The organism is Phytohabitans kaempferiae, assembly GCF_042433955.1.
GTDB classification, from domain to species: domain Bacteria; phylum Actinomycetota; class Actinomycetes; order Mycobacteriales; family Micromonosporaceae; genus Phytohabitans; species Phytohabitans kaempferiae.
In genome coordinates, this window is record NZ_JBHLUH010000042.1 from 106103 (window position 1) to 123232 (window position 17130).

Annotated in this window: 11 protein-coding genes and 1 CRISPR repeat array; of the genes, 9 read left to right on the forward strand and 2 right to left on the reverse strand. The window is 69.3% G+C overall.

Annotated features, from left to right (window positions below; genetic code table 11):
- Positions 1-805 precede the first annotated feature (805 nt).
- A complete protein-coding gene (locus tag ACFFIA_RS21940) occupies positions 806-2899 on the reverse strand; it encodes an HsdM family class I SAM-dependent methyltransferase (protein WP_377253486.1) in 2094 nt (697 codons plus the stop codon).
- A gap of 949 nt (positions 2900-3848) precedes the next feature.
- A complete protein-coding gene (locus ACFFIA_RS21945) occupies positions 3849-5147 on the reverse strand; it encodes a serine/threonine-protein kinase (RefSeq protein ID WP_377253487.1) in 1299 nt (432 codons plus the stop codon).
- 255 nt (positions 5148-5402) lie between these two features.
- Here ACFFIA_RS21945 and ACFFIA_RS21950 point away from each other — a divergent pair, with 255 nt between their 5' ends.
- Genes ACFFIA_RS21950 through cas2e form a run of 9 tightly spaced genes read left to right on the forward strand, consistent with a single transcriptional unit; the run spans position 5403 to position 16558 of the window.
- The gene (locus ACFFIA_RS21950; RefSeq protein WP_377253488.1) at positions 5403-7505 is read left to right on the forward strand and encodes a UvrD-helicase domain-containing protein; all 2103 of its coding nucleotides are present in this window, start codon (positions 5403-5405) and stop codon (positions 7503-7505) included.
- Positions 7502-10345: a CRISPR-associated helicase Cas3' gene (gene cas3, locus ACFFIA_RS21955; protein ID WP_377253489.1), complete on the forward strand. Its 2844-nt coding sequence runs from the start codon at positions 7502-7504 to the stop codon at positions 10343-10345. Before ACFFIA_RS21950 ends, cas3 begins: the two co-directional genes overlap by 4 nt.
- Positions 10346-10375: 30 nt before the next feature.
- Positions 10376-12037 (forward strand): type I-E CRISPR-associated protein Cse1/CasA, encoded by a 1662-nt coding sequence (casA, locus tag ACFFIA_RS21960; RefSeq protein WP_377253490.1) that lies wholly within the window; start codon positions 10376-10378, stop codon positions 12035-12037.
- On the forward strand, positions 12034-12702 hold the full coding sequence (casB, locus tag ACFFIA_RS21965) for a type I-E CRISPR-associated protein Cse2/CasB (protein WP_377253491.1): 669 nt from the start codon (positions 12034-12036) through the stop codon (positions 12700-12702). Before casA ends, casB begins: the two co-directional genes overlap by 4 nt.
- Entirely contained in the window at positions 12699-13823 is a 1125-nt protein-coding gene (gene cas7e / locus ACFFIA_RS21970; RefSeq protein ID WP_377253492.1) for a type I-E CRISPR-associated protein Cas7/Cse4/CasC, read from the forward strand. Before casB ends, cas7e begins: the two co-directional genes overlap by 4 nt.
- The gene (gene cas5e, locus ACFFIA_RS21975; protein ID WP_377253493.1) at positions 13820-14521 is read left to right on the forward strand and encodes a type I-E CRISPR-associated protein Cas5/CasD; all 702 of its coding nucleotides are present in this window, start codon (positions 13820-13822) and stop codon (positions 14519-14521) included. Before cas7e ends, cas5e begins: the two co-directional genes overlap by 4 nt.
- A gap of 2 nt (positions 14522-14523) precedes the next feature.
- The gene (gene cas6e, locus ACFFIA_RS21980) at positions 14524-15201 is read left to right on the forward strand and encodes a type I-E CRISPR-associated protein Cas6/Cse3/CasE (RefSeq protein WP_377253494.1); all 678 of its coding nucleotides are present in this window, start codon (positions 14524-14526) and stop codon (positions 15199-15201) included.
- Positions 15198-16166 carry a type I-E CRISPR-associated endonuclease Cas1e gene (cas1e, locus tag ACFFIA_RS21985; RefSeq protein WP_377253495.1) on the forward strand — a complete coding sequence of 323 codons (969 nt, stop codon included), beginning with the start codon at positions 15198-15200 and terminating at the stop codon, positions 16164-16166. The genes cas6e and cas1e overlap by 4 nt, the downstream gene beginning before the upstream one ends.
- Positions 16166-16558: a type I-E CRISPR-associated endoribonuclease Cas2e gene (cas2e, locus tag ACFFIA_RS21990; RefSeq protein ID WP_377253496.1), complete on the forward strand. Its 393-nt coding sequence runs from the start codon at positions 16166-16168 to the stop codon at positions 16556-16558. The genes cas1e and cas2e overlap by 1 nt, the downstream gene beginning before the upstream one ends.
- Before the next feature lie 172 nt (positions 16559-16730).
- Positions 16731-17064: direct repeats of the CRISPR family, unit length 29 nt; unit sequence GTGCTCCCCGCGCACGCGGGGATGGTCCC.
- Positions 17065-17130: the final 66 nt, after the last annotated feature.

Here is a 17130-nt window from a genome sequence, read left to right on the forward strand (position 1 = left end):
AGCGCCGCACCAGTACCGCCGACAGACGTTTTATAGACGCTGTTGAGCCGGCACGGTGATCGCCTGGCTCGCACGATACGAAGGACCACAGGCGGCTGGTGTCCGGTGAACGCCCGACGCTGCGCCAGAGCGCCTCGCCGAGCTTCCGATGGCGAACCTCGATCCATCCGCCAACGTCGAAGCTCGGCCCCGAACCGAGGCCGCACGGCCTCAGCGTGTGAGGCGACCGGCACATCGACACGCCTGACGCTGGCGGCGGTCTTTCGACGGCGAGGTTCCAGGCGTGCCTGCGGACGGGCGGAGTGGCAGGGGCGTTCGCATGTCTGCGGAGAAGTGAATAAAATACAGCCCAGCGGGCTCCAAAGCCCCAGGTCAACAAGGTGCTCCCCGCGCACGCGGGGATGGTCCGCGGTTCAACCACGCGGTGTTGCGTGGCCTGAAGTGCTCCCCGCGCACGCGGGGATGGTCCCCAGACGCGCAGGAATCCCATCGCCCCCCGGATGTGCTCCCCGCGCACGCGGGGATGGTCCTGGGCATGACTACACCAAGCAGGAGGTTTGGCGGGTGCTCCCATCGGAATGCCGGGATTCCCTGGGACGAAGCAGCCGGAGGTGGTGGCCGATTCGCTTGTGAATCGTGGTTGCGCCCAGTGGCTTCGGAGATGCTGCAGCCCAACCATCGGGCGGTGCGGTGACGGCGCGTGTAGGCGGCATTGGCGCGTTTGCTCGTCGCCTTACGGTTCGTGTCGCCTCGATCATCGCGTGATGCGGTGGTGTGGGTCGGCGAGGAGGATCCGCCCGTGGGATCAGGATGGGAGGCCGAATGCTCCGGCCGTCAAGCCGTCGCCGATTTCACGGGCCAGGATGGCTCCGGTCGCTGCCGCTTCGTCGAGGGTCGTGCGAAATTCGGCGAGTTGGCGGAATGCCTGTCCGTAGATCTGCTGCTGCTGTAACGGCACCACTGGGATGGTAAGTCGCTTGACGTCGATGCGTAGGACTCCGTTGGCGGTGCTCGAGGCTCGACCGGCTATCCGCATGTTCTCGGTGCGGGAGATGACACCGGCGACGAACCACGGGTCGAAGCGGGTGGTGTCGACGCGTATCAGTTGAGCGCCGGGTCCGAGTTCGGCGCCGATTTGTTGCGGGGTGGCGACCCGAGCGCTGATCTTGCGGCCGATGGCGGGGACGAGGATGTCGCCTGGCTGTACTTGTGGGCCCGGCTCGTCGCCCGCTCGGGTCGTCGAGCCGGTGGCCGGGCCGCCGGACAGGATGTCGGCGGCGGTTAGTACGGCGGCGTCGATGGTGGCGGTGGCGGATCGGCTACGCGAGAGGGCGCGCTGCACGGAGATGCTGCCGGACCGGACGAGGTCGGCGACGTCCGCTTGTGGGGCTTCGCTTAGCGGTGTCCCCCGAACCTTTCGTATCGCGGGCAGAAGGCGTCGCATGCGGTCGAGCAGTCGCTCGAATTCGTTGATCTTGGCGATGACCTGGGCCGGGTCGGCGGCGAGGTCGCCGGCCTGGGGAAGGTGGCGTTGCGGTGTCAGGTCGACTTGGTCGTCGAGCACTTCGATGGCGGGCACGGTGCGGTGGACGCCGGGCAGTTCCGTGTACTGGTCCGACAGGTAGGCGCTCCACGCGGTGCCGACGATCTCGGCGAGGGGGCGACCGGTGGAGGCGGCAGCGGCGTCGACCACGAGCAGGTCTCCGGCGCGTGGCTGCTGGAGGTCGGGCTGGGTGAGTACCCAGACGTGCAGTCCGATGCCGGTCGGCGGCATCAGGCCAGGCGGGAGGGCGATGACCGCGCGTAGCGCTCCGCGGCGGACCAGTTCCGCGCGGACGCGGCGGCCTGCCGGGCGGGATGCGGCGGCCGGAGGCATGAGTACGACGGCGGTGCCGCCGGGGGAGAGGTGGGCCAGGGCGTGTTGCACCCATGCGAGTTCGGGCTCGGTGCGCGGGGGCAGGCCGTAGATCCAGCGGGGGTCGTAGGCGAGGCGGTCGTGCCCCCAGTCGTGTACGGCGAAGGGGAAGTTTGCCACGACGACGTCGGCGCGAAGGTCGGGCAGGGCGTCGGCGAGGAGGCTGTCGCCGACGTGTACCACGGGCGGCTCCGCGTCGGGCGCGGCACGACGGGCGCGTAGGTGCACGAACCACAGCCGCAGCAGGGTGATCAGGGCGTACTGCGGGTTGATCTCCTGTGCGTAGCAGCGGGTGATGGCGCCGCCTCGCAGGGCCTGGTCGGCGGCCATTCGCAGGATCGATCCGGTGCCGCTGGTGAAGTCGAAGGTGCGGGCTCCGGAGCCGGCGAGGGCGAGCATCACCTCGGCGACGGTGTCCGGTGTGCCGGCGAGGCCGGACAGTGATTGGGCTGAGGAGACGTACCGGCCGTGCAGGTACTCGAAGGCGGGCTCCGCGCCCTGCTCCGCCCTGAGTTGGTCGAGCGTGTGCAGCAGGGTGGTGAGCTGTGATGTCCACTGTTTCGGCAGCAAGGCGGCGACCATCGCGGCCAGGCCCGGGTCGAGCGCGCGCAGGCGGGTGGCGAGCTGTTTCGGCGTCGGTAGGCCGGCGTTGGCGGACGTGGTCTGATCGGCGCGGACGAGCAGGAACGCGCCGGCGATGCCGAGCACGTCGCTGATCTGCGCTGCTGGCTGGTAGCTCTCGATGTGTCGCCACGCCCATTGTTCGGTGCCGGCCCGGTGTAGCCGGCCGTGGCGGCGCAGCCAGTGCTCCACCTCCTGTGCGTCGAACGACGGGCTCGTCGGGGTGCCGCCGACGGGGGTGGGAAAGTCGGCGTACCGGCGCCGCCAGTTGCTGACCGCTGCCCTGCCGACGTTGGCCAGCCGTGCGATGCCGCTGGCGGTCAGGGTGGTTTCGCTCGGGGCGAGGCCCGACTCTCTCGTCACGCGTGAACAGTAGCACAGGCATCTGATTTGTATACGCGATTCACAGTGTCTATGGTGGTTCTTGCTCTAGTTCACGTTCCTTGGAGGTCGCCATGCCGCGTCGTGGGCGCAGCACCACCGTCGGAAAGATCGCAAAGCTTTGTCAGGACCGTCGGGCCTCCGAGATCCGGGTGCTCGGCGAGTTGTTGCGTCGCGAGCAGCACGCCGACTCCGGCGAGGCGGCGCTGCCACAGGGTGGGCGGGAGAGTCCGGCTCACCGGTGACCGGACCAGATTCATCCCAACGATCGAAGGAGGACCATGAACACTCTTGCTCGAACCAGCTCTGTCAACCGCTTCGTCGTGCTTTCCGCCGGTCGCGTACGTATGTCATGGTGCGCAGCGGTACCGTTCCGGTCCCACGGGCATCGCATCCCAGGTGTACGCGCGAGTGCGCCTTGACCCCGTCGTCGGTGTGGCCATAGCGGACGCCTACGTGGCGGCGCCGGTCCGGGATGAGCGGGCCTACTCCGCGTACGCCGCGTTCTGTCGGGAGACTGTCCAGCAGTACCACCTGCTGGTGGGCCGGCCGGAGTTCGGTGGCTTGGGCGTGGCGGTGCGAATCGTCGACGAGGATCCGTATCCGGACGTCGAGTCGATGGTCCACGACGTGCGGCGGCGTCGCCTCAAGGTCTGGGCCAGCGCGGCCAGCGGTAACCCGCATCCGTACCTCAGCGACGGCGAGAACGACATGTTCCGGGCGGTCCACGACGTGTTCGGGCACGCCGCGAGTGGCCGCGGCTTCGACCGGCACGGCGAGGAGGCGGCCTGGTTGAAGCACAGCACCATGTACTCACCGCTGGCGGTGCGCGCCCTGACAACTGAGACGCGCGGGCAGAACTGTGCTCAGATCTTCCGCTACGAAGGTGACCGGTTTCCCGAGCAGAAGGCCGTGTTGCTGCCTCGGTCGTTCAGCGATCCGCGCTCGGTGGGCGTCGCTGAGGCGGAGGTGAGGTCGCCCGCTCCTGGCGGAGCCGGGCGATCTCCTGCCGCAGGTCCAGCACCGCCGCATGCTCCGGTCCGTCTGCCCGTATCCGGCTCTGTAGCAGCATGTTGAGCTGCCGCAGCGCCCAGCCGGGTTCGCCGAGATCCACGTGGGCACGCGCGGCACGCCGCAGCAGATCGAACACCAGAGGGTCGTCGTCGCCGTGCTGCCGGGCGTGGGCCTCGGCGAGCCGCCGCCACTCACGCACTGCGGCTCGGATCTCGCCGGCGGCCTGCAACTGCTCCGCCTGCCTTATGGCCTGCTCCAGGTCGGGCTCGGCCTGCACGGCGGTGATCGGTGGCTTGGCGCGAGCCTGATGCGGCACCCGCCCGACGATCGCGGCGTACGCCTGCACCGCTTCGGCGGTGTCGTCGAGTACGCCAGGAATTGGCGGCAGATCCTGGGAGAGCGGGGCCAGCACGGTGTAGACGTCGGCGGCGCTGGCAGGCCGATCCCCGGGGTGGAGCGCCAGCAGCGCGTGCACCAGGTCGTCGAGCGCCTCTGGGATCTCCGGCCGCAGCTCGCCAGGGCGTGGCGGGGGAGTGTCCAACTGGTGCCGCAGCGTCGTCATGGTGGTCACGGCGTCGAAAGGCGGGCGGCCGGTGAGCAGGTCGAAGAGGGTGGCCCCCAGCCCGTACAGGTCGGTGCGGTGGTCGGGGCGCTCGCCGAGGACCTGTTCGGGCGCCATGTAGCCCACTGTGCCAAGGCTCTGGCCGGTCTGGGTGATCCGCGAGAAACGCTCGTCGTCGGGCGTGACGGCCAGCCCGAAGTCGAGCACCTTCACCGCGCCGCTGGTATCCAGCATGACGTTGCTTGGCTTGATGTCCCGGTGCACAAGACCGAGCCGCCGCGCGGCGATCAAAACGCTGCTGATCTGCGCGCCGATGGCGGCTACCCATCCGATCGGGAGCGGACCCTGCTCCGCGACCAGGTCTGAGAGGGCGATGCCGTTGATCTTCTGAAGGACGACGTAGGGTCGGCCAGAGTGCTCGCCGATGTCGTAGATGGCGGGTACGCCGGGGTGATCGAGGCGAGCGGTGAGTAACGCTTCGCGGCGAAACCGGCGCACCAGCTCCATGTCCATCATGGCGGCGTTGATGAACTTCACGATGACGGGGCGTTCGAGCAGGGTGTCCTGTGCGGGCCAGACCTCACCCATTCCCTTGTGGGCCAACGGGAAGCGGCCCAGGGCGTACCGCTCCTTGATGTTCGCGCCTGGCGCCATGGCCCCAGCATAGTGCCCGAATCGGCGGCACCCGAGCACGTCCGTCCGGCCGGATGTAGCCGATCGGTGAACGCCGGTCACACAAAGTCGCTTGCAAAGATGGTTCACAGCGTGGCAGCATGTGTCCCGACCGGCCCGGCTTCGGCTGTGCCGTCGTCCATGCTGCGCGATCGAGCCGGCTGACCGTGTCCGGCGCACGACAGTTTCGACACCCAATGCCTGGCCGCGTCCAGGCGTCCGTCAACGGGGGATGGTATGGCTGAGTTGGCGATCGGCCGGGGGTTCCTGCCCGCCTACGCCCGGCTGCAACGCCGGGTGCAGCGCGCGGTCGACGCCGCCATCAGCAAGTTCGCCGAGCACACCCATGCCGGCCTGCACCTGGAGAGGCTGGCCGGCGCGCGGGATCCCCACATCCGCACCATTCGCATCGACCAGTTCTATCGCGGCGTGGTACTCGCCCTCGGCGAAGAGAAGTACGCACTGCTCGACGTCCTGCCGCACGACGACGCCATCGCCTTCGCGGTGAGCCGCCGCTTCACCGTCAACCAGGTACTCGGTGTGCTGGAGATGCGTGACCAGGCTGGCATCGAGGAATTCGCCGGTACCGAACTGCCGGAGCGGCCGGGCCTCGCGTTGTTCGATCACGTCTCGGCCGCCGACTTCGCGCGGCTCGGTGTGGACGAGGACCTGGTGCCACTGCTGCGCGTCATCGCTACCGACCAGCAGCTGGAGAGCCTGGCCGGCCGCCTGCCAGAGGCACAGCTCGACGTCCTGAAAGGACTAGCCAGCGGGTTGCCCGTAGCGGAGGTCTTCGCAGAGTTGGCCGACCGGATCGTGTCCGGTGTGGACACCGACGACCTGCTGACCGCCGCCCATCGCACCCCCGAGCGGATCAAGTTCATCTCCGGCCCGATGGAGCTCGCGGCCATCCTCGCCCACCCGTTCGACGTGTGGCGTACCTTCCTGCACCCGACCCAACGCGACGTGGCCTACCGCGAGACCTACAGCGGCCCCGCGCTCGTGAACGGTAGCGCCGGGACCGGCAAGACGGTAACCGGCCTGCATCGGGCGGTGTTCCTCGCCGAGCGGCTGCCGGACGGGGAGAAGGTTCTCCTGACCACGTTCACCCGTGCGCTCGCCGACGCCCTCACCAAACAGCTGTACCGGCTCACCGACGACCCGGCAGTCCGGGCACGCATCGATGTGATCAGCATCGACAAGCTGGCGTACGAGATCGTCGCCCGGGACAGCAGAAGAGTCCTGGTCGCGGAGAGCGAGATCGTCGACCAGCTGTGGGAAGCCGCCGCGAAGGCCGGGCCCACCTACCTGAACCGCGCCGGCCAGGTCACCACGTTCAGCGCGGCCTTCCTGCGGCACGAGTGGGAGCAGGTGGTGCTCGCTCAGCAGCTGACCACTGTGGAGGCGTACCGCGACGCCCCACGGCGAGGCCGCGGCGCTGGTCTGCGGGCCGCGCAGCGCGAGCAGGTGTGGACCGCGATCGATTCGGTGGTGCGGGAGCTGGCGAAGCGACGCCTGCGCACCCACACCCAGCTCGCCGACGAGGCCGCCGCGATCCTGCGCCGCAGCAGCGCCCCGTACCGGCACGTGGTCGTGGACGAGGGGCAGGATCTGCACCCGGCGCAGTGGCGGCTGCTGCGCGCGCTCGTCGCACCCGGGCCCAACGACATGTTCCTGCTCGCCGATCCATACCAGCGCATCTACGACAGCCACGTGTCCCTGGCCCAGCTCGGCATCGAGGTGCGCGGCCGGACCCGCAGGCTCACCGTCAACTACCGGACCACCCACGAAATCCTGGACCTGTCGGTCAAAGTCCTCAACGGCGACGCCGCCGTCGGCTTGGACGGGCAGGACGACACATTGCGGGGATACCGCTCGATCACCCGTGGTGGCGTACCCGAGTTTGCCGCTCACAGCAGCCGCGACGGTGAGTTCGAAGCGTTGATCGAGCGGGTCGGGACCTGGCTGGAGCAGGGCGTGGAGCCGCACGCCGTCGGCGTGGCCGTGCGCACCGGAAAGCTCGTCAAGACCATCAGCAGAATCCTGAGCGACGCCCACATTCCCGTCTCCGACGACAAGCGGGGCGTCGACGGGGTGCGCGTGGACACCATGCACCGCATGAAAGGGCTGGAGTTCCAGTGCCTTGCGGTCGTCGGGCTGGAGGCGGGCGTGCTGCCGGCGCCACACGCACTCACCTCGGCGACGGAGGATCCGCACGCCCACCGACAGGATCTACAGCGTGAACGCTGCCTTCTGTTCGTCGCCCTGACCCGCGCCCGTGACGTGCTCTATCTGTCGCACAGCGGCATGCCCAGCCCGCTGCTGCCGGTGGGCCGATGAGCGCCCGCGCCGTCGTCGACGGTCCCAAACTCGGTGACGGGGCACGCTCGGTCTGGGGCAAGACCGACCGCAGGGGCACCTCACCGGTGGGCTGGCTGCCGCTGTGGCGGCACCTGGCCGACACCGCCGACGTGGCCGGCCAACTGTGGGACCACTGGCTGGGTCAGACAGTGCGTCGCCGCGTCGCCGACGAGCTGCCTGGTGGGGAGGCCGACGCCCGTACCCTGGCCGTCTGGATCGCCGGGGTGCACGACATCGGCAAGGCCACGCCCGCCTTCGCCTACCAGGCGTTCGCCTTGGCAGAGCGGATGCGCGACCATGGTCTCGGATTCCAGCGGGACCTGATCCGCGCCGACCGCAAGTACGCCCCCCACGCCACCGCCGGGCACCTCCTGCTGGCGAACTGGTTGCACCAGCAGGACTGGAGCGACGCGCACCCGTTCGCCGTCATCGTCGGGGGCCACCACGGTGTCCCACCGACCGACGAGGGACTTCGCGATGCCCAGGTGCGTCCCCATCTGCTCGGTGACCCGACCTGGCAGCAGGTGCAGGAGGAGCTGCTGACCTGGATGACCGAGCGGTCGGGTGCGGGGGAGCGGCTGACCGAGTGGAGCACTGTGCCGCTCTCGCAGCCCGTGCAGGCCGCCCTCACCGGTCTCGTCATCGTCGCTGACTGGATAGCCAGCAACGAGGACTTCTTCCCGTACATCCTCGACAGCACCGACGAGGACCGGCTGCGGTCCGGCTGGGACGAGCTGGACCTGCCCGTCCCATGGCGGCCCGCCACCCCGCCGCTGAGCGTGGACGACCTGTTCGGGGCGCGGTTCGCGTTACCCGCTGGCGCGGCACCACGGCCCGTGCAGCGCACGGTCGCCGAGTTGGCCGCGACCATGCCCGTGCCCGGCATGATGATCGTCGAAGCGGCCATGGGGGAGGGCAAGACCGAAGCGGCCCTGGCGGCGGTGGAGATCGTGGCCCGCCGCACCGGAGCATCCGGCTGCTACCTGGCACTGCCTACCCGGGCCACCAGCGATGCCATGTTCAATCGCATGCTGTCCTGGCTGCGCCGGCTGCCCGACCTGGACGTCGGCCGAGGCGCCCGGGACGTGCGGCTGGCCCACGGCAAGGCGGCGCTCAACCCCGACTACGACCGGCTGCGAGGAAAGCTCCTGCCCAGCGGTATCGCCGAGGACGCCGGCGGCGCCGACATCGGAGTGCACAAATGGCTCGCCGGACCCAAACGGACACTCCTGTCCAGCTTCGTCGTGGGCACCATCGACCAACTGCTGTTCGCCGCCCTGCGCAGCAAGCACCTGGTGCTGCGCCACCTCGGCCTCGCCGGCAAGGTCGTCGTCATCGACGAGGCACACGCCTACGACGTCTACATGGGACGGTTCCTCGACCGGGCACTGGAATGGCTCGGCGCGTACGGCGTACCGGTGATCGTGCTCTCCGCGACGCTGCCGGCACACCGGCGGGCCGAGCTGATGAAGGCGTACGACGATGGCCGGCTCGGACCGCCGCCCCCGCTCACCTGGCGCGACCGCGGCAAGCCGCGGATCGACCCGTACGCCGCGCTGCGCACCGATCTGCGATACCCGCTGGTCACGGTCTCCACCGCTGACCGTGGCGCCACCGCCACCACCTGCGCCGACTCGGGACGGGGCATCGAGGTGACGCTGCGCCGACTGGCCGACGATCTGCCGGCGCTGGCGGAGGTGCTGCGAGAGCAGTTGGCCGACGGCGGCTGCGCGCTCGTGGTCCGCAACACCGTGACCCGCGTCCAGGAGACCGCCGCAGCGCTGCGCGTCATGCTCGGGCCGGACACCCCCGTGTCGGTGGCGCACTCCCGATTCATGGCACTCGACCGCGCCGCGAAGGACCGCTGGCTGCGCGACACGTTCGGGCCACCCGGCGCAGGCAATCGCCCACAACGGCACGTGGTAGTGGCCAGCCAGGTCGCCGAGCAGTCCCTGGACATCGACTTCGACCTGCTCGTCACCGACCTGGCCCCGGTCGACCTGGTGCTGCAACGCATCGGCCGGCTCCACCGCCATCCGCGCGACGACCGCCCCGCCCGGCTCGCGACGCCTACGTGCTGGATCACCGGCGCTGACTGGACGACCGAGCCACCGCAACCGGTCACCGGCTCACGACGCGTCTACCAGCTGGCCACGCTGCTGCGCAGCGCCGCCGTGCTGCTGCCGCACTTGGACGGCGTGCCGCTGCGACTTCCGTCCGACATCGCGCTGATCACGCAGACCGCATACGGCGACACGGCAGTCGGCCCGCCATCGTGGCAGGCCACGATGGTCGAGGCGGAGGCGAAGCAGCGAGACGAGATCACCACGAAAGAGCTGAAGGCCGACGGCTTCCGCCTCGCCGGCGTCGGCGAACCGGGGACACCACTGATCGGCTGGCTCTCCGGCGGGGTCGGCAACGCCGACGACCGCGTGGCCCAAGGTCACGTCCGCGACACCGACACCGAGTCTCTCGAGGTCCTGCTCCTGGTACGGACACAGGAGGGCCTGGCACTGCCAGCCTGGATTGACGGCGGCGGAGGCCCGGTGCCCACCAGCAGTCTCCCGCGCCGGCCGCTGCCCCGGATGATCGCGCGTTGCACCCTGCCGTTACCGCGTGCGATGACCGCCGCCGATGTGATCGACGAAGTCATCGCCGAGTTGGAGCGGCGTACCGACCTCAGCGCCTGGCAAGACAGCCCTTGGCTGGCCGGTGAACTCGTCCTCGACATCGACCCGGACGGCAGCGCCACGGTGGCCGGCTTCGACCTGCACTACGACCCGGACGAAGGTCTGCGCGTCACCCGCGCCGCCACCTGAGCCCACTGCGAACACAAAGGAGGTGCACCGATGACCAGCTCACCGCAACCAGCCGGATTCTCCCTTGTGGACGAGGCGTGGATTCCGGTGCTGGACGCTGCGGGGAAACGCCGCGATGTATCACTGCTCGGCCTCTTCGAGCAGGCCGGCGACGTACGCATGATCGCCTGTGAGCTGCCCACCCAAACCTTCGCGATCCTGCGGCTGGCCCTGGCGATCCTGCACCGAACCACCGGTGGACCCCACGGTGGGACCGCGTGGCAGGCGCTCTGGCGAGACCGACGGCTGCCGACCGCGGACATCGCCGAGTATCTCGACGTCTTCCACGACCGGTTCGACCTGCTGCACCCGAAGTACCCGTTCTACCAGGTCGCTGACCTGCGGGCGGCGAAGGAGAACACGTACGGGCTGGAACGCCTCATCGCCGACGTGCCGAATAACATGCCGTTCCTGACGTCGCGCGCCGGGTCGGGAATGGAGTCGATCACGCCGGCCGAGGCAGCTCGCTGGTTGGTGCACTGCCAGGCATACGACACCTCCGGCATCAAGACCGGCGCGGTCGGAGATCCGCTGGCCAAGAACGGCAAGGGCTACCCGATCGGCGCCAGCTCACTTGGTTGGCTGGGCGGCGTCTACCTGGAAGGCACGACCCTGCTGGAGACCCTGCTGCTCAACCTGGTGCCGGTGGCGCCTGGGTGGCAGACGGCCGATGAGCGGGACCTGCCGGTGTGGGAGCGGGAGCCGCAGACTGCCGCCGAGGAGCCCGATGCGACTCGTGGCCCGTACGGTCTGCTCGGCCTCTACACCTGGCAGTCCCGGCGGATCCGGCTCTTCGGCGATACCGCGGGAATCACCGGCGCGATGATCTCCAACGGTGACAGGTTCGACTGGCAGGACAGGCACCTGCTGGAGCCGATGAGCGTCTGGGGCCGCAGCGGACCACGGGAGCAGGCGCAGAAGCGAACTCCGATCTACCTGCCCCGGCCGCACGACCACAGCCGGGCACTGTGGCGAGGGTTGCAGACCCTGCTGCCGTCGCCGCCACCGCCCGGAGCCGAGCCGGCGCAGCGGCTATCGCCGATGGTGGTGCAGTGGCTGGCCCGGTTGACCGTCACCGGCGTTGTCGGTTCCGACTTCCAGGCCCGTCCTCATGCCGTCAGCATCACCTACGGCTCAAAGCAGTCCGTCGTCGACGAGGTGTTCAGCGACGCGCTCACCATGAACGTACTGCTGCTGGTCGACAACTCCGTGTTGCGCGCGACCGCTGTCGACGCGGCCGGCGACGCCGAGGCTGCGGTGAAGGTGCTGCGCCGACTCGCCGAGAACCTGGCCCGCGCCGCCGGCAGCCGGGACACCGACAGCGGCGAAGCCGAACGGGCGGCCGAACGCGCGTACACCGTGCTGGACCGTCTCTTCCGCGACTGGCTGGCCGGGCTCGGCCCGGACAGCGACCCGCCGGCCCGGCGCGCGGCGTGGCAGCGACTGGTCCGCGAGGCCGTCGATCGGCTCGGCAGGCAGCTGGTCGCCGCTGCCGGCCCGACGGCATGGGTGGGCCGGATCGGCACGGACCGCGCCGGCCGGGAAGTGCACTACTCCAGCTCACAGGCCGACGCGTGGTTTCGCACGGGGCTGGCCAAGGCGCTGCCGATGGCGGCCAACGCTCCGGATCACAGGCAGGAGGAAGCAGCATGACCACGGTCGAAGTCGACCAGCCGGCCGACCCGGCACGGAAGACGCTCTCCAGGCGGCGCAAGGAGCTCGGCGACCACGTCGCCCGGACCATCGGCGTCCTGCAGGCGCGCGCGTTGAGCACCGTGCCCCAACCCGAGGCCGTCAGCGCGCTGGCCCGGCTGCGGCGCGGTATCGGTCGGAGTCCGGGCTTCGACTACACACTGGAGCGGTACGTACAGGTGCCGCGGGACCTGCTGGGCTACCAGCCGCCCGACGAGGCGACCGATACCGAGCAGGCCGCACACGACGCCGTGACCCTGTACGCGCTGCATCAGCAGTCACGCCGCGAGCGGATGCACGCCGACGGACGCGGGCTGGGACAGGCCCTCGCCGAGCTGGTCCGCAAGTCGGGCGGGCCGGAGGGCGTACGGCGCCGGTTCGCCGCGCTCGGCACCGCCAGCACCTACCACGAGAGCATTTACCACCTGCGCAGCCTGATCACGATGCTGCGCGAGCACCAGATCCCACTCGACTACGGCCTGCTCGCCGACGACCTGACGATCCTTCGCGGGCCCACCGGTCGCCCTCGGGTCCAGGCGATCTGGGGCCGGGAGTTCTTCCGCACCCGATCCAGCACCGACGTTGACGCCCCCGCCGCCGACTCCCCTGAGGAGGATCCATCATGAGCCGCACCATCATCGATGTCTACGCGCTGCAGACCGTGCCCCCGAGCAACCTCAACCGCGACGACACGGGCTCGCCGAAGACGGCGATCTACGGTGGTGTGCGGCGTGCCCGGGTTTCCAGCCAGGCGTGGAAGCGGGCCATCCGGCTGGCCTTCGGTGATCTGCTCGACCGTTCCCAGCTCGGCGAGCGGACCAAGCGGGTGGGCGAGTCGCTCGCGACCCGGATTAGGGCCCTCGACCCCAGCCTCTCGGAGGACGCGGCGTCTGCCCTGGCGGCCGAGACCTTCGTGGCCGGCGGCCTAGCCAAGGCGGAGAAGAAGAAGGGTGAGGTGAAGGACGTCGAGTCCGGTTACCTGCTGTTTCTGAGCCACCGGCAGTTGGACAACCTCGCCGCCGCCGCGTTGGAGGCATCGCGTGCCGGCGCCGGCCTCGACAAGGCGCGGTTCAAGGCGTTGGTTGACACCGAGCACTCGGTCGACATCGCGATGTTCGGCCGGATGGTGGCCGACATGACGGACATCAACGTCGACGCCGCGTGCCAGATATCGCACGCCATCAGCGTCCACGCCGTCGACAACGAGTTCGACTACTTCACCGCGGTCGACGACCGCAAGGCCGACGCCGCCGAGACGGGCGCCGGCATGATCGGCACCATCGAGTTCAACTCGTCCACGCTGTACCGGTACGCGACGGTCGATGTCGACGCGCTGCACCGTACCCTCGGCGACGCGGCCGCGACCCGAGCGGCCGTCGAAGCGTTCCTGACCGCGTTCGCTCGCAGCATGCCGACCGGCAAGCAGAACACGTTCGCCCACCGTACGTTGCCCGACGCCGTGCTGGTGCGGCTGCGCGACACTCAGCCGATCAACCTGGTCGGCGCCTTCGAGACGCCCATCACCGAGACCCACGCGGCCGGGCGGATCGAACTGGCCGCCGCTGCGCTGGCCGAGCACACCGTGGCGGTCGAAACCGCCTATGGCGAGCGGCCGATCGGCAGCTGGGTGACCCAAGTTGGGGAGAAGACCGCGGTGCTCGCCGACCTCGGCAAGGCGGTCACCTTCGGTGAGTTGGTCACCGGGGTGGGGGAGCAGACCAGCGTCCTACTTGGACAGCCGGCATGAGCGTGCTGCTGCTGAGGCTGGCGGGCCCGCTCCAGGCGTGGGGTTCGTCCAGCCGGTTCGCCCGGCGGGGCACCGAGGTCGCGCCCACCAAGAGCGGAGTGATCGGTCTGCTCGCCGCAGCCAAGGGCGTCCGGCGCACCGAGCCGCTCACCGAGTTGCTTGGCCTCGAATTCGGGGTACGGCTCGACCAACCCGGGCAGATCCTTCGGGACTTCCAGACCGCCCGATCTCTCGACGGCCGTCAGAGCGCACCGTTGACCTACCGGTTCTACCTGTCCGACGCGGTCTTCCTCGCCGCCGTCAGCGGCGAACGGGAACTGCTGCATGGCCTGGCGGAGGCGTTGAACCGGCCGCAGTTCCCCCTCTACCTCGGGCGCCGCTCCTGCCCGCCGGTCGGCCCGATCAACCTCGGCGTACACGACGAGACCCTCGACGACGCGCTGAAGCAGTGGCCGTGGCTCGCCGCCAAGTGGTACCGCAGGAAGGCCTCCCACATGGTCCAGCTGGAGATCATCCGGGACGCGCGTCCGGGCGAGCCAGTCACCGAGACCATGCCCGACGAACCGGTCAGCTTCGACCCCGCGCATCGACAGCACACCTGGCGGTCGGTGGTGCGCCTGCCCGTTCCCGTCTCCAACGACCTCGCGGAGCGGGCCGGTGTCGCCGAGCACGACCCCTTGAGCCTGCTGGGAGGCTAAGCGTGTTCCTCACCCGATTCCAGATCAACCCAGCTCGTCGGAACGCGCGGAAGCTGCTCTCCTCGCCGCACGCCATGCATGCGGCGGTCCGCGCCGCCTTCCCGGTCGCCGAGGACTACGAGCGCGCCGCCACCCGTACACTGTGGCGCCTCGACACCCCGACCACCGCGACCGTCCACCTCTACATCGTCAGCCCTGGGCGACCCGACCTCACACATCTGATCGAACAGGTCGGCTGGCCCACCATCGACGAAGCCTGGGTGACCCGGGACTACGACGGCTTGCTCGACTCGCTGCGCCAGGGCCAGGAATGGGCGTTCCGGCTCACCGCAAACCCAACCCACAGCGGGCGCAAGACCGCCGAGGCCAAAGAGACGCAGCGCTTCGGCTACTTGCGCGAACCAGAGCAGGTCCAGTGGCTGACCAGCCGGGCGGAAAGACACGGCTTCGTCGTCGCGACCCAGCACGACGGCCGCCCCAACCTTCGGCTGCATCGGCGCCAAACACAATCCTTCAAGCGCGGCATGGGCACGGTCACCCTCGCCACGGCGACGTACGACGGCGTCCTCCAGGTCACCGACGCGGATGTATTCCGCCGTACGTTGGTCAGCGGGATCGGACACGCCAAAGCGTACGGCTGCGGCCTGCTCACCCTTGCCCCCGCCCAGGCCGCTGAGTGAAGATCCCCGGCGTCCCACCGGCGGAACTAGCCGACCTCAACCGTGCCCAGGATCGGCTCAGCTTCATCTACCTCGAACGCTGCATCATCCACCGCGACAGCAACGCGATCACCGCCACCGACGACAAAGGCGTCGTCCACATCCCCGCAGCCACCCTCGGCGTCCTCATGCTCGGCCCCGGCACCAGCATCACCCAACAGGCGATGATGCTTCTCGCCGACAACGGCGCCACCATCGTCTGGGTCGGCGAGCACGGCGTCCGCTACTACGCCCACGGACGCCCACTGGCACGATCCAGCCGGCTACTCGTCGCCCAAGCCGCCGCGGTCTCCCACCGCGACCGACGACTGCACGTGGCACGAGAGATGTATCGGATGCGCTTCCCCGGCGAAGACACCACCACCCTCACCATGCAGCAACTGCGCGGCAAAGAAGGAGCCCGGGTACGCCGCTGCTACCGCGAGCACGCCAATCGCACCGGCGTGACCTGGAACAACCGCGTGTACAGCCCGGACGACTTCAGCAGCAGCGACCCCGTCAACCAAGCACTATCGGCAGCACACGCCTGCCTGTACGGAATCGTGCACGCCGTCGTCGTTGCCATCGGCGCCTCACCCGGCCTCGGCTTTGTCCACACCGGACACGACCGGTCCTTTGTCTACGACATCGCCGACCTCTACAAGGCCGACATCACCATCCCGGTCGCCTTCGACATCGCCGCCAGCGGATCAACCGACATCGGCCCGGACACCCGCCGCGCGGTCCGCGACCGGGTCCACGACGGAGCCCTCCTCGAGCGATGCGTACGCGACATCCGGACCCTGCTGCTCAGCCCTCGCCCGAGTGGACCGATCGATGAGCAATGGCTCGATGACGAACCGGAAAACGACGCCCTACGCCTGTGGGACGAGGACGGAGAAGAACTCGCCAGCGGACGCAACTATGGCGGCGAGGTGGACTTCTGATGACCGTCATCATCCTCACCGCCTGCCCCGAGGGCCTACGCGGTCACCTGACACAGTGGCTGCTGGAAATCTCCGCCGGAGTCTACGTAGGGCATGTCAACAGCCGAATCCGGCACCGGCTTTGGGGCAAGGTCGTCGAGATGGCCGGACCAGGACGAGCGCTGCTTGTCTACCAGCAGCCGAGCGAGCAACGGTTGTGTTTCCAGATACACGATCACCACTGGCAGCCGGTCGACTTCGACGGCATAACCCTGATCCGTCGACCCACCGAGCGAAAGACGAACAACCCAGCCCTGCCGAAAGGCTGGAGCAAGGCATCAAAGCGGCGCCGCTTCGGGCGCCGCGCCTCAGAGAGCGGCCACAGGCAGGCGGCGAGCCCGGAACAAGAGTGAGGAAGGTAGAGCGAGGGATCCCCCTGCGTACGCGTTGACGGAACAGAGGGGTCTTCGTCCACCTCGTCACACGACGTGGCGATCAGTTCGTCTGCACTAGGCATGCGTGGCATGCCAAGAAGAAGTGAATAAAATCCGACCCAGTGATCTTCAAAGCCCCAGGTCAACAAGTGTGCTCCCCGCGCGCGCGGGGATGGTCCCAACGCGGCGCGGAACCACCCGCCCGTGCGGCCGTGCTCCCCGCGCGCGCGGGGATGGTCCCCTCGCGCGCGAGCGGAAGAAGGTCAAGGAGGGGTGCTCCCCGCGCACGCGGGGATGGTCCCCGCTCCGCCGTGGCGGTCTGGGTGTAGAAGCTGTGCTCCCCGCGCACGCGGGGATGGTCCCTGGCAGCGCGGCGGCGGTAAAGGCATGAGGCCGTGCTCCCCGCGCGCGCGGGGATGGTCCGTCGCCTTCCGTCCCGAGCTGGTTGACGCCGACGTGCTCCCCGCGCACGCGGGGATGGTCCCGCCGGCGGCCCGAGGGCGGTCTGATCGCCGACGTGATCGCCGGAGGCGCTTCTCTCGACCCGGTGA